We start from the raw sequence: 12,172 nt of genomic DNA, 5'->3' as shown, positions 1-12,172 counted from the left end.
TCGCCGGATGGAGTTGCAAGAACTGGCCGGCAAGACCTGTGTTGTCGGCGTCAACTATTTCGGCCTGCAGGGCGAGTTGCTCAAGCAGTCGCAGTACTGCGGCCAGGTGGCCAAAGTGGACGGCGAACTGGGCATCACCATAGCCCTGCGGCACAGCGACCCCACGGTCACGCAGGCCGAATTCATCCTGCCGCCCAACCTCGACGCCTGGTTCAAGGCGCCCCCCGGCCACTACAAGCACCCGCCTTCGGGTGTGGACATGGAGAACCCCGACTACCTGGTCACCTGGAACGTGTTCCGCACCCAGGACAACAAGCCCGAGGGCCAGCACGAGTGGTGGGAATGGGTGCCCAACACCGAGCGGCCGCAAGTCGGGCCCGGCGCAATCTGAGCAGTTGGGCCTTGGCGCTATGCGACGGTCGCCGGCAGGGTGTGGAGGCTGCGGAACAGCGAGTTCTTGCGCCAATACGCCGCGCCCTCCAGGCGCAAGGCAGGGCACTGTTCGAGCAGCCGCGAGATCGCGATCCGGCCCTCCAGCCGGGCCAGCATCTGTCCCAGGCAGTTGTGCCCGCCCAAGCCGAATGCGAGGTGCCGGTTGGGCGTTCGGCGGATGTCGAACTGCGCTGCATTGTCGAACTGCGACTCGTCGCGATTGGCCGCGCCGATGATGATGCCCAGCTGCTGGCCAGGCTCGAGCCGCAGCCCGCGCATTTCATAGGGCTCGGCGACGATGCGGAACGTTGCTCTTTGCGCGGGGCTTTCGAACCTGAGGGTCTCCTCGAGCGCCCCGGCCAGGAGGTTGGGCTCCTTTCGCACCAGGTCCAGTTGCTCGGGGTGGTTGAGCAACAGCAACAGGCCGCTGCCGATCAGGCTGACGGTCGTCTCGTGTCCCGCCACCAGCAGCAGGCCGGCCATCCCGAGCGCTTCCTCGGCGCTGATGCTCCCCTCGTCCACGGCTGTGTTCATCTCGCTGAGCAGGTCGTCGCCCGGCTGGCGGCGCTTCGCTTCCATGAGGGAGCTGAAGTACTTGAGGAACGCCATTCCGGTATCGCGCTGCCGTTGCATGTCGTCGGCCGACGCGAGCACGGAATCGAACCCCTCCACCATCACGAGTGACCATTGGCGGATCTGCGGAATGTCCTCCTGCGGGATACCCATCAGGTGCCCGATGATGCGCAGCGGCACCTGCTCGGCGAAGTCGGTCACCAGGTCCACGCCGCCCTTGGCTTTCATGCGTTCGACCAGCGTGTCGACGATGGCGAAAATCTCGCTCTCGAAACGCTTGAGGTTCTGGGCCGAGAAACGGTCGGCGACCAGGCGCCGCAGGCGCGGATGGTCGGGCGCGTCGCGGTGCAGCATATGCAGGTCGAAAGGTGTGCCCGTTCCGGGCCGGCGGATCGTGCTGATGTTCTTCGAGATCGCAGGCCCGGCCCGGAACAGGGTGACCGCGTCGTCGTAGCGGGCAAACAGCCACATCCCTTCACTGGTGCTCTCCTGGGCGTGCGGCAGCCACAGGGGCTGGTCCGATTTGCGCATGCTCGCGTAATAGGGGTACGGGTTCTGGAAGAACGCCGTCTCGTTCAGGTTCATGCGAGAAATCCTTTGAGCTTCACTTCGAAGAGGCCGCCCTGCTCGTCGGTCACCTTGTACCGGCACACGCCGTACAGGTTGTGGCCGCGCTTTCGCATAGAAAGCACTTCCATGTCGACATCGATCCGGTCGGGGCTGCGGATCGCGCGCACGCTGCGCGTTTCGCTCTCCACCATCCAGCCCTCCAGCGTCTTTTCGGCCAGCCCTGCCTTCACGTGCGCGTACACGATCATCAGTTGCGACAGGAACTCGAGCGTGGAAAAGATGGTGAGGTGGAAACCCTTGTCGTCGGTCCTGGAAACGTACGTGGAGCGCATCGAGACGGCGGCGCGCAGGCGGCCGTCCTCGACCTCGACCGCGTCGATGCGCCAAGACTCCTGCTTGCGCCCCTCGTTGAGGTAGTGCGAGGAAAATTTTTCGATCTCCGCCGGCCCCAGGCGGCGGTGCAAGGCTGTGCTCATGGCTCCACTTCCGTCAACATCCGGTACATCGTATCTTCCAGCGCCGCGGCCGGGCAGGCCGTGACGCGCGAATTCACCAGGCTTGCACCCAGCGCACCCCATTCGAGGCAGTCCTGGTTGATGACCACCGACTTGGAACAAGCCGCCAGTTCCACGGCCACCGCGCGCCACTCGCCCCAGCCGCCGGCCGCGACGTCCGCGCAGGGGCCTTCCAGGACCAGCACATCGAAACGGTCGACCGGCAGGCCGCTCGCCACGGACTCCTTCGCCGACACGACGAAGATCGCCGTCTCGACCTGGGTATCGCCCAGCAGCATCATCCCGGCGCGAAACACGTCGGGCTCGCCCGCTGCCACGGGCTGGCCGGCGATGGTCACGCGCCGGGGCGTTGCCAGGCCCACACAAATCCCGTGCCCGGCCAGGCGCGTCTGCAGACCGTCGAGCCATGCGCCGCCCCTGTCCGTGCCCAGGACGCCCACGACCGGGATGCGGCCCTGCCCGCGCACCAGGCGCTTGAGCAATTCCGCCGGCAAATGGGGGTAGAGCTGGGGCTGGCTGTTCACTTCGCAAATCAACGCCCCACTCTCCAGCCAGGAGCGCTTGATGTCCGGTATCAAGAGATCGACGCCCGCGATGTCCAGGCGCAGCAGGCGCGCGGCGCGGCCCGCCAGCGCGAGGTTGTCCGGATGCGCATGTTCCAGCGCGGGCACCGGCACGCCGCCGGTCGCGACGTTGGCCGCGCCCCGCAACCGCACGAACATGCCTGCCGGCGGAACCGCGACCAGGTCCAGGCCCTGGTCGGCCAGCATGGAGGCCGCTTCGTCGTCGTACTCGATGCGCTTGAGCCCGCCGACCGCCCCACGCGAAGGGTCCGCATTGGTGGCGTCCAGCAGTTCGCGCACGGTGCTGCGGCCGTCGCCGGTCACGCTCGCCGGTACCCGGTGGGTGACCCAGAACACCTCTCCCTTGAAAACCTGGAGGCGGTAGTCGTTGCCTTCGAAGTGCTTTTCCACGAGGACCTGTTGCGACAGCTTGCTGGCCTTGGCGTAGGCCGCGGACACGCCCTTGGCATCGTTGATGCCCGCGGTGACGCCGTGCCCTCCGTCCAGGTTTGCGGGCTTGACCACCACCGGGTAGCCGAGCTTGTCGGCGAGCTTCAGCGCGTGGGCCGCATCGCGCGCGATCTCGTGCACCGGCGCCGGCAATCCGGCATTGCGCAACAGCAGGGCGGTGGCCTGCTTGTTGCGCGCGAAGCGCGCGGAGATGTTCGGCGTTTCGTCGGTCAGCGAGCTGTCCAGCCAGCGCGCCTGACTGCCCCAACCGAACTGGAAAACGTTGTTCAGCACCTGCCGCCACGGGATGCCCGCCTCGTGCGCCGCTTGCAGGAACCGCAGCGAATTGATGCCCTTGGGCGCCTGCGCCTCCAGCGTGCGCAGCACAGTGGGCAAGTTGTCGTATGCGGGCTGGACGGAGGCACCGCTCGCGGCCAGGTTGAAGGTCCGCACGGCCCAATGCAGCACCATCCAGGTTTCCTTGGGCTCCTGGCTCATGGCGGGCAGCGCCAGCATGACTGACTCCGCACTCGCGAAGCGGATGACCTTGGCGTCGCTGAACGCGGGCATGCCGCCCGTGCGCAGGATCTCGAGCGTGAGGTGCACCAGCCGGGCGATCACCGGGTGACCCTGCACCGCCGCCGCGATGCCCGCTGCGCCATAGCCCGGCGCCGCGCGGGCAAAGCATTTGTCCACCGATTGCAGCATGGCCAAGGTGATGGACGCCAAAGGCGGACACCGGAGTTCGACCACCAGCGATGGCTGCAGCACGTCGCGCTGGTAGCCCGGCACTGGGTAAGCGCGAAGCAGGCGCACGGGACCTCGTTCATTCCCCGCCTTGTCAACATCTTCGAACATCAGGACCGGCGCTCCTATTCCGACACGGCCTTCATCACGCCGCCGAGTTTGTTGTTAACTTAGTGGGCGCCTCGCCTTGCTTCACCAGCGCGGCGCGAAGGTTCTCAGGAAGAAGGACGCCTGAATCTCGCCGGGCGCGATGCGCCCCACCACGCAAAAAAAAGGCATGCTACCACTGGCTCCGCGGGAGGGTCGCTTCCACTCAATTCGCGAAATACCCGAAAGTCATAAGGCATCAGCGAAAATCCATCCATGGGTATCAGCCAGTACATCAAGGAAATCGGCCGCGGCAAGCAGGGCGCGCGTTCGATCGGCCGTGCGCAGGCGGCCGACTTGTTCGGGCAGATCCTCGACGGCGCCGTGACGGATCTCGAAATCGGCGCGTTCTGCCTGTCGATGCGCATCAAGGGCGAAACGCCTGAAGAAATGGGCGGCTTTCTCGACGCCGCCTACGCCCGCCTGAACCGCGTGCCGCCCAGCGGCAAGCCCGTCGTCGTGCTGCCCAGTTACAACGGCGCGCGAAAGCTGCCGGTGCTCACGCCCCTGCTGGCGCTGCTGATCGCCCGGCGTGGCCTGCCGGTGCTGATCCACGGCACGGCCACCGAGTCCAGCCGCGTGTTCGTTCCCCATGTGCTGCAGGCGCTCGACATCCACGCCCTCCCCGCGATCCGCGCCATCGCCCCGGGCGAGGCTGCCTATGCGCCGACCGAGCTGCTGTCCCCGGGGCTGAAGCGCCTGCTGGACGTGCGCCGCGTCGTGGGACTGCGCAATTCGAGCCATAGCCTGGTCAAGCTCATGAACCCCTGCGACGGGCCGGCCGTGATTGTCAGCAGTTACACGCACCCGGAGTACGCGGTGTCGATGGCCGCGGTGTTCGAACTCATGGGCTCGACAGCCCTCCTTCTGCGCGGCACCGAGGGCGAGGTGGTGGCCGACGCGCGCCGCCTGCCGCAAATGGACGGCTTCATCGCCGGGAGGCGCGTGACCCTGCAGGAAGGCCAGAAAGGTACCCTCACCGACCTCCCGGACCTGCCGCGCGAAATCGACGCCGAAACCACAGCTGCTTACATTCAGGATGTGCTGGCCGGCCGCAAGCCAGTGCCGGCATCGATGGCATTGCAGGTGGAACACATCTTGCATCTGGCTTCGGCAAACAATCCAACGAACGCAGAGACATGAACACCGGCAAAGTCACCCTCGTAGGCGCAGGTCCCGGCGACCCGGAACTGCTGACCCTGAAGGCCGTCAAGGCCATCCAGGCCGCCACCGTGCTGCTGGTCGACGACCTGGTCAGCCCCGAGATCGTCGCCTTCGGCTCGCCCGGCGCGCGCATCGTCAATGTCGGCAAGCGCGGCGGTTGCAAGAGCACGCCGCAGGCCTTCATCGAAAAGCTCATGATCATGGCCGCCCGCGAAGGCGAGAACGTCGTGCGCCTGAAGGGCGGTGATCCATTCATCTTCGGCCGCGGCGGCGAGGAGGTCGAACACCTGCAGGCCGCGGGCATCGAAGTGCAGGTCGTCAACGGCATCACCTCCGGCCTGGCCGCCGTCACGTCCCTGGGCGTTCCGCTGACGCATCGCGAACACGCGCACGGCGTGGTCTTCGTCACGGGCCACGCGCAGCCAGGCTCGCAGGGCACCGATTGGCGTGCCCTGGCGGCCACCGCGCGCGACGCCAAGCTCACGCTGGTGATCTACATGGGCGTGAGCGGCGCCGGCCACATCCAGCAAGAGCTGCTCACGGGCCTGCCGGCGTCCACCCCCGTGGCCGTGGTCCACCGGGCCAGCCTGCCGGACGAACGCAGCGCCGTCACCACGCTGGGCGAACTGGACGCCACCATCGCCCGCGAACAGCTGGCCAGCCCCTCGGTCATCGTCGTCGGCGACGTGATCAGCGGCGTCGCCGCGGTGTCGGCGCCGGTGCAGTTCCATGTTGCCTGAGTCCGGCGCACCTCGCCTGCCTCTTTCCCCGATACCGCGCGCGCCCTTCTTGTGTTACCTTTTTCTCTAACGAGAAGAGGGGCGAACAATGAGGAAGGGACTTCCGCTGGGCGCATGCTGCTGGACGGCACTGGCGTTGCTGCCTACCTGGGCGGCCGCCGCGCCCGCCGACGATCTGAAAGCACTGCTCGAGCAAGGCAAGGACCGCGAAGCCTACCTGGCCGGCCGCGCCGCGCCGCAGCTGCTGGGCGACCCGAGCTTCGATTTCTACTTCGGCATCGCCGCGCTCAACACCGGCGCGCCGGGTGAAGGTGTGCTCGCGCTGGAGCGCTACCTGCTGCGGTTCCCGGACAACCGCGCGGCGCAGTTCCAGCTGGCGCGTGGCTATTTCATCCTGGGAGAGGACTTGCGCGCGCGCGAGGAATTCCAGGCGCTCGCCCCCGCGGCCACCGGTGCTGAACTGGACAGCATCAGGCGCTTCCTCGATGCGATCCGGGCCCGCGAATCGCGCTACAAGCCCACTGCGACGGCCTTCGCCGAGGTCGGAATCGGATGGGACAACAACATCAACAGCGGCGTAGCCAGCGGCCAGATCGCCGGGCTGCCCGAAGGCTTCGTGGTGGCGCCCGGCCAGACCTCGGAACGGCAGCGCGACTCCTTCCGCAGCATTGCGCTGGGCGGGCAAGGTACCTATCCGCTGCGGCCCGGCCTGTCGCTGTACGGGGGCGCCACGCTCCTGGCTCGCGCCCATTCGAAATCCGGCAACGATGTCTTCGACCAGGACGTCGCCGCGGTGCAGGGCGGCCTCTCGTACCTGGAGGGCCGCAGCCTCTATCGGCTGGGCGTTGACTTCACCACGCTCAGGGTGGACAGCCATCGCTACCTGGACGTGGGCACGCTGGCCGGCGAGTGGCAATACCAGGCTGACCAGTTCAACCGCTTCAGCCTTGCGGCGCAATGGTCGCGGCAGTCTTACCAGAACGTCGACGGCTTCCTCGACCTCGCGCAGACCACCGCGGTGTCCTCCAATGCCGACGTGCGAAACAGCGACCTGGTGGGCCTTGGTGGCTCCTGGAATCGCAGCCTGGAGCACGAATGGAACCCCGCGCTCAGCTTCGGCGTGAACCTGGCGCAGGAAAGGAACCGGCGCGACCGCCCCGACCTGTCGCGCGACGTTCAGGGCGTGCGATTCGGCGCAACGGCCCAGCCGCGGCCGAAGTGGACGGTCGGCGCGGGCTTGAACTGGCAGGCCCACCGCTATGGCGCGGAGTTCGCTTCAGGGCTCGAGACACGCGAGGATCGATTTGCCGCTTTCGATCTCTCGGCAGCGTACGCGTTCGATAGCAACTGGTCGGTGCGGGCCGACTACCAGCACGTCAGGCAGCGTTCGAATATCGGCCTGTACCAGTATGACCGTGACACGGTGGCGCTGAAGTTGCGCTACGAAATGAACTGACCGGAGGAACCATGCAGCGCGAGACCTTCATTGTGGTTGCCAGCCTCCTCGCGTCGCTGGCCGCGCCGCCGGCTCTCGCCGAGCCGGTGGGACGCGTACTCGCGCTCGCGGGCACGGCGTCGATCGACCGTGCCGGCCAGCGCCAGCCCCTGCAGGCCGGCTTTGAAATCGAGAACGGCGACCTGATCGACGTGGGGGACAAGAGCGCCCTGCAGGTGCGGTTCGCGGACGAATCGGTGGTGGCGCTGCGGGCCAATTCGCAGCTCAAGGTCCAGGATTTCCGCTACGGCAGGAACCCCGACGACCGTTCCATCATGGCCCTGATACGCGGCGGCATGCGCACCTTGACCGGGTTGATCGGCAAGGGCAACCCGAGGGCCCATATCGTGGGCAACTCGCTCGCCACGATCGGTATTCGAGGCACCCACTTCACCCTTGTCGCCTGCGACAACGACTGCTTCAACCCCGACGGTACCGCAGCGGCCAACGGCTTGTTCGGCGGTGTGACGGACGGGCGGATTTCTGTGACGAACGACGCCGGCGAAGCGGAATTCGGCCAGCAGGACTACTTCCACGTCGCCAGCGCCGCCACGCCGCCCGAGCGCCTGCTGGCGCCACCCGCGGTGCTGAACGACCGCGCGCTGGTGGTACGGGCCCGCGCCACCCAGGCAGCGGCCGACGCCGACAGCAGGGCAGCACGCGCCGGCAGCACGCAGGTTTCCACGTCTCCGCAACTGTCGGCGCTGCGCCTGCAGGCCGCCGCCGTGCAGGCCATCCGCACCGCGATCGCCGCCGGCGAGAGGCCCGGCGTCGCCGCCGTGCTCGCGGCGCAGACCGACATCTCGGTGATCCGGGCGCGCAGTGTCCACGACAACGGCGCGCTGAACCCACTCACCGAATCGCGCAGCATGACGATCCGGGACATCAAGGCCGAGGTCGAAGGCGTGGGCGACAAGTTCTTCTACAACTCCGCCACGCTGGCCGTACAGCTGGCCAAGTCGCGGGTGATGGATGGACGCCCTGGCGCGGGCCTGTACTGGACCTTCGAGCCGCCCACCGAGCCCGGCAATCCCACGGGGACGCACTTCGTGTTCGGCGACACGCCGCTGGTGGCCTTGCCGGGTTCAGGGACCGCTGTGTACAACTTCGTCGGAGGCACCGCCCCCACCGACAACCTCGGGCGCACCGGCAGCCTCTCGGCCGGCCGCCTGGGCATGGACTTCCAGACCCGGCAGGTCAAGGCGCTGGATCCGATCACACTGCAGTTCGCGCGCCAGGCCGTGGTTCCGGCCACCGGTTACCAGGTCAGTGCCGGCAGCACCTGGAACATGGGTGCCGGAGCGCAAGCACTGTCCGGCGTGCAATGCGTGGGCTGCAACGGAACGCCCCAGGTCACCGTCAATGGCCGGCTGGTGGGCGTCACCCTGCAAGGCTACGCAGCGGCGATCACGGTGCAGAGCACCATCGGCGCCGCGTCGCCCGTCAACCACGTGGCGGCCGGGGTCGCGGGCTTCGGGCGCCAGTAGCCGCGCGCTACACTGCGCCGCAGTCAGGACATCGGAGGGGCGCATGCTCGACAAACTCAATGAATTCAGCGAGAGCCATGGCGCGCTCGCGCCCGGCCGCGGCCGCATCACGGGCGTCATCGCGCTCAGCCTGGCCATTTTGTGCTTCTTGGGGGTGCTGGCCTTCCACTTCCCCGAGTACCTGACCACGCCGCAACTGCGCAAGAGCTACGACGTAGAGATGATCCGCAAGATCATGTTCGGCGCGATGGTGATCGCCGGGGGCTTGAGCATCGTCAACATCTGCTTCAACCGTTCGCGCTGGCTCTCGTCCTTCGCGTTCATGCTCGTGGTGGCAACAGCGCTGCTGGGCGGCCACAAGGTGCCGGTCAACGACTTCGCCGACAACACGCCTTACATCGGCCTGGACTGGTTCATCCTGGACCTGCTGGGCTCTTCGCTGATCTTCATCTTCATCGAAAAGCTGTTCGCCCTGCGCAAGGACCAGCCGGTGTTCCGCGCCGAATGGCAGACCGACCTGCATCACTTCATCGTCAACCACATGGTGGTGGGCTTCGTATTGCTGGCCACCAACCTCGTCGTGCACAAGTTCTTCGGTTGGGCCGCCAACGACGGCGTCCGCGGCTGGGTGCAGGGCCTGCCCTTCTGGGCCGGCCTGCTGCTCATCGTGCTGGTCGCCGACCTGGTGCAGTACTGGACGCACCGCGCCTACCACGAGGTGCCGCTGCTGTGGCGCCTGCATGCCGTGCATCACAGCGTCAAAAGCATGGACTGGATGGCGGGCTCGCGCCAGCACATCCTGGAATTGCTGATCACGCGCACGCTGGTGCTGGCGCCGATCTACGTGTTCGGCTTCTCCAAGGAAGTGATCGACGCGTACATCGTCATCGTCGGCTTCCAGGCCGTGTTCAACCACGCCAACGTCAGCGTGCGTCTGGGGCCGCTGCGCTACATCATCGTCACGCCCAACTTCCACCACTGGCACCACAGCCAGGACCAGGAAGCGCTCGACAAGAACTACGCCGCCCATTTCGCCTTTTTGGACTACCTGTTCGGCACCGCGGTGAAGAGCACCAAGCTCTGGCCGCAATCCTATGGCGTGCTGGGCGACTACGTGCCCAACGGCTTCTTCAAGCAGTTCAAGTTTCCGTTCACCTGGAAGGGTTGAGTGGCTGAACCGGCGCATTTCGATGCCATCGTCATCGGCGCGGGCGCGGCGGGCCTGTTCTGTGCCGGCGCCGCCGGCCAGCGGGGCCTGAAAGTCCTGCTGGTCGATCTCAGCGAGAAGATCGGCGAGAAGATCCGCATCTCCGGCGGCGGGCGCTGCAACTTCACCAATCGCGACCTCGACCCCCGAGCGCCCCACAAGCACTTCCTGGGCGACAACGCGCAGTTCTGCCGCTCCGCGCTCTCCCGCTACACGCCCCAGGACTTCATCACGCTGGTGCAGAAGCACGGCATCCCTTTCCACGAGAAGCACAAGGGCCAGCTCTTCGGCGACCGCTCTGCCGAAGATTTCATCCGCATGCTGGTCGCCGAATGCGACGCGGGCGGCGTCACGCGTTGGCAGCCGTGCGCGGTGCGTGAGGTTGCTGCCCTCGACGGGCCCGAGCCGTCCGGCGCGCGGTTCCGCGTCACGACCGACCACGGCGTCGTGTCCGCGCACCACGTGGTCATCGCTACCGGCGGCCTGTCCATCCCCAAGATCGGCGCCACCGATTTCGGTTACCGCATCGCCCGCCAGTTCGGGCTGCGCATCGTCGACCCGCGCCCGGCGCTGGTGCCGCTCACGTTCGACGGCGACAGCTGGGCACCGTACGCGCAACTGGCGGGCCTGGCGCTGCCGGTCGCCATCGAAACGGGTGACAAGAAGAACCGCACCGTCTTCCACGAAGATCTGCTCTTCACCCACCGCGGCCTGAGCGGCCCGGCGGTGCTGCAGATTTCCAGCTATTGGCGCGAAGGCCAGCCGATCCGGATCGACCTGGCCCCGGACATCGACCTGCAGCGGGAGTTGCTGCGCGCCAAGGCCACCTCGCGCAAGTTGATCGCCAACGAGCTCGCCGCCCATGTGCCGTCGCGCCTCGCCGATGCCTGGGTGCAGCAAGACGCGGCGTGGCAGCGGCCCATCAACGAGGCCACCGACAAGGCTCTCACGGCGCTGGCGGACCGGCTGACGCACTGGACGCTGGTGCCGTCTGGCACAGAGGGTTATCGAAAGGCCGAAGTGACCGCCGGCGGCGTCGACACCCGCGACCTCTCCTCGCAAACGCTGGAGTCGAAGCAACCCGGCCTCTTTTTCATCGGCGAAGTGGTCGACGTGACGGGTTGGCTCGGCGGCTACAACTTCCAGTGGGCCTGGGCCAGCGCCTGGGCTTGCGCCCAGGGCATGGCCACCCGGGCGTAGCGACTTTCAGGCGTGCACGGCTTCGGCCGTGAAGGCCGTCTTCAACTGCTGGCCCGACGGGTCGTTCAGGACAATCTTGGAGTTGGTGAAGAAGCCGATCTCGATGTCTTCCGTGAAAGTCAGGAGGTTCGAGATGCCGCCCGCACCCATGACCGACCCGATGTCCAGGCCCCAGAAGTGATGGTCCTTGAACGTCGGGTTGTAGTTGATCGCTGTCGACCCCGTCACATACGCCTTGTAGACGACGCGCACTCTCATCGTGCCGCGGCTGGCGGTGAGTTGCGCCTGGACGGCCTGGCCCGGGTCCAGCGGGACGCTGACACCGGACTGCGTGCCCACGGTGATGGTGGTGCTCTCGCCGGTGGTTTCGCCCCAGGAATGGGCGTAAGACAGCGAGGTTTCACCACCACCGCCGGTACCCAGGAATTCCACCTTGTAGGTGAACTTCTGGCCCACGGTGATCGTGTTCGTTTCCGACCAGCTGCTGGAACTGGTGTTGGCGACCTGCTGCGAGATGCCCACGTTGAACGTTCCCTTGACGTTGCTGTCGTTCGAGAACGTCTGCTGGGCGATGATGGTGGGCTCCGAGGTGATCCCGATGACGGTGGCGCTGTCGACCACCAGCACGGTTTGCACCTGGGGCCAGCCATATGTCCGGTACAGGTCGTCCCAAGGCGTGTCGCTGTGCAGGAACGCGTCGTTGGGGTTCTGGCCGAAATAGCGGCCCACGGCGTTCTTGAGGTTGCCGTCCTGAAGCCCGAAGCTGTTCACTTCGGTGTCGGTGATCACGTGCTGCACGCTGCCCGATGCGCTGACGCTGGACGTGTCGGCCGTCAGGCCGGCGCGGATGCTGATATCGATTGCCATTGTTGTTCGATCCCT

Annotated in this window: 11 protein-coding genes; 7 read left to right on the top strand and 4 right to left on the bottom strand. The window is 66.6% G+C overall.

All coding sequences use genetic code 11. The features are described 5' to 3' along the window. Window positions 1–7 precede the first annotated feature (7 nt). On the top strand, window positions 8–391 hold the full coding sequence (locus tag EEB15_RS20990; RefSeq protein WP_141511837.1) for a hypothetical protein: 384 nt from the start codon (window positions 8–10) through the stop codon (window positions 389–391). A gap of 17 nt (window positions 392–408) precedes the next feature. Here EEB15_RS20990 and EEB15_RS20985 read toward each other — a convergent pair whose 3' ends face one another. The 3 genes from EEB15_RS20985 to EEB15_RS20975 are packed head-to-tail and all read right to left on the bottom strand — an operon-like array spanning window position 409 to window position 3,961. Beyond that, complete coding sequence (locus tag EEB15_RS20985) at window positions 409–1,590, bottom strand: cytochrome P450 (protein WP_141511836.1); 1,182 nt, start codon at window positions 1,588–1,590, stop codon at window positions 409–411. After that, complete coding sequence (locus EEB15_RS20980; protein ID WP_141511835.1) at window positions 1,587–2,051, bottom strand: hypothetical protein; 465 nt, start codon at window positions 2,049–2,051, stop codon at window positions 1,587–1,589. The genes EEB15_RS20985 and EEB15_RS20980 overlap by 4 nt, the downstream gene beginning before the upstream one ends. After that, complete coding sequence (locus tag EEB15_RS20975) at window positions 2,048–3,961, bottom strand: cyanophycin synthetase (RefSeq protein ID WP_141511834.1); 1,914 nt, start codon at window positions 3,959–3,961, stop codon at window positions 2,048–2,050. Before EEB15_RS20975 ends, EEB15_RS20980 begins: the two co-directional genes overlap by 4 nt. Before the next feature lie 252 nt (window positions 3,962–4,213). Between EEB15_RS20975 and ybiB the strand changes: the two genes are divergently transcribed. The 6 genes from ybiB (at window position 4,214) to EEB15_RS20945 (ending at window position 11,290) form a co-directional block, all read left to right on the top strand. After that, on the top strand, window positions 4,214–5,140 hold the full coding sequence (gene ybiB / locus EEB15_RS20970) for a DNA-binding protein YbiB (protein WP_141511833.1): 927 nt from the start codon (window positions 4,214–4,216) through the stop codon (window positions 5,138–5,140). After that, a complete protein-coding gene (gene cobA / locus EEB15_RS20965; RefSeq protein ID WP_141511832.1) occupies window positions 5,137–5,901 on the top strand; it encodes a uroporphyrinogen-III C-methyltransferase in 765 nt (254 codons plus the stop codon). The genes ybiB and cobA overlap by 4 nt, the downstream gene beginning before the upstream one ends. Window positions 5,902–5,989: 88 nt before the next feature. Beyond that, window positions 5,990–7,357: a TonB-dependent receptor gene (locus tag EEB15_RS20960; protein WP_141511831.1), complete on the top strand. Its 1,368-nt coding sequence runs from the start codon at window positions 5,990–5,992 to the stop codon at window positions 7,355–7,357. An 11-nt stretch (window positions 7,358–7,368) separates the two neighbouring features. Beyond that, the gene (locus EEB15_RS20955; protein ID WP_141511830.1) at window positions 7,369–8,883 is read left to right on the top strand and encodes a FecR domain-containing protein; all 1,515 of its coding nucleotides are present in this window, start codon (window positions 7,369–7,371) and stop codon (window positions 8,881–8,883) included. A gap of 43 nt (window positions 8,884–8,926) precedes the next feature. Next, complete coding sequence (locus EEB15_RS20950) at window positions 8,927–10,051, top strand: sterol desaturase family protein (protein WP_141511829.1); 1,125 nt, start codon at window positions 8,927–8,929, stop codon at window positions 10,049–10,051. Beyond that, window positions 10,052–11,290, top strand: coding sequence for an NAD(P)/FAD-dependent oxidoreductase (locus EEB15_RS20945; protein WP_141511828.1), 1,239 nt, complete (start codon window positions 10,052–10,054; stop codon window positions 11,288–11,290). It abuts the gene before it with no gap. Window positions 11,291–11,296: 6 nt separating this feature from the next. Here EEB15_RS20945 and EEB15_RS20940 read toward each other — a convergent pair whose 3' ends face one another. Then, window positions 11,297–12,157, bottom strand: a complete 861-nt coding sequence (locus EEB15_RS20940) for a follicular epithelium yolk protein subunit (RefSeq protein WP_141511827.1) — start codon at window positions 12,155–12,157, stop codon at window positions 11,297–11,299. Between the last annotated feature and the right edge of the window lie 15 nt (window positions 12,158–12,172).

Source organism: Ramlibacter sp. WS9, assembly GCF_003797765.1.
GTDB lineage: Bacteria > Pseudomonadota > Gammaproteobacteria > Burkholderiales > Burkholderiaceae_C > Ramlibacter.
This window is presented reverse-complemented; position numbering and strand designations above follow the sequence as displayed.

Bases quoted from the DNA above. Each gene is read 5' to 3' on its own strand.
- EEB15_RS20990 (WP_141511837.1), top strand. From the start codon at position 8: ATGGAGTTGCAAGAACTGGCCGGCAAGACCTGTGTTGTCGGCGTCAAC.
- EEB15_RS20985 (WP_141511836.1), bottom strand. From the start codon at position 1,590: ATGAACCTGAACGAGACGGCGTTCTTCCAGAACCCGTACCCCTATTAC.
- EEB15_RS20980 (WP_141511835.1), bottom strand. From the start codon at position 2,051: ATGAGCACAGCCTTGCACCGCCGCCTGGGGCCGGCGGAGATCGAAAAA.
- EEB15_RS20975 (WP_141511834.1), bottom strand. From the start codon at position 3,961: ATGTTCGAAGATGTTGACAAGGCGGGGAATGAACGAGGTCCCGTGCGC.
- ybiB (WP_141511833.1), top strand. From the start codon at position 4,214: ATGGGTATCAGCCAGTACATCAAGGAAATCGGCCGCGGCAAGCAGGGC.
- cobA (WP_141511832.1), top strand. From the start codon at position 5,137: ATGAACACCGGCAAAGTCACCCTCGTAGGCGCAGGTCCCGGCGACCCG.
- EEB15_RS20960 (WP_141511831.1), top strand. From the start codon at position 5,990: ATGAGGAAGGGACTTCCGCTGGGCGCATGCTGCTGGACGGCACTGGCG.
- EEB15_RS20955 (WP_141511830.1), top strand. From the start codon at position 7,369: ATGCAGCGCGAGACCTTCATTGTGGTTGCCAGCCTCCTCGCGTCGCTG.
- EEB15_RS20950 (WP_141511829.1), top strand. From the start codon at position 8,927: ATGCTCGACAAACTCAATGAATTCAGCGAGAGCCATGGCGCGCTCGCG.
- EEB15_RS20940 (WP_141511827.1), bottom strand. From the start codon at position 12,157: ATGGCAATCGATATCAGCATCCGCGCCGGCCTGACGGCCGACACGTCC.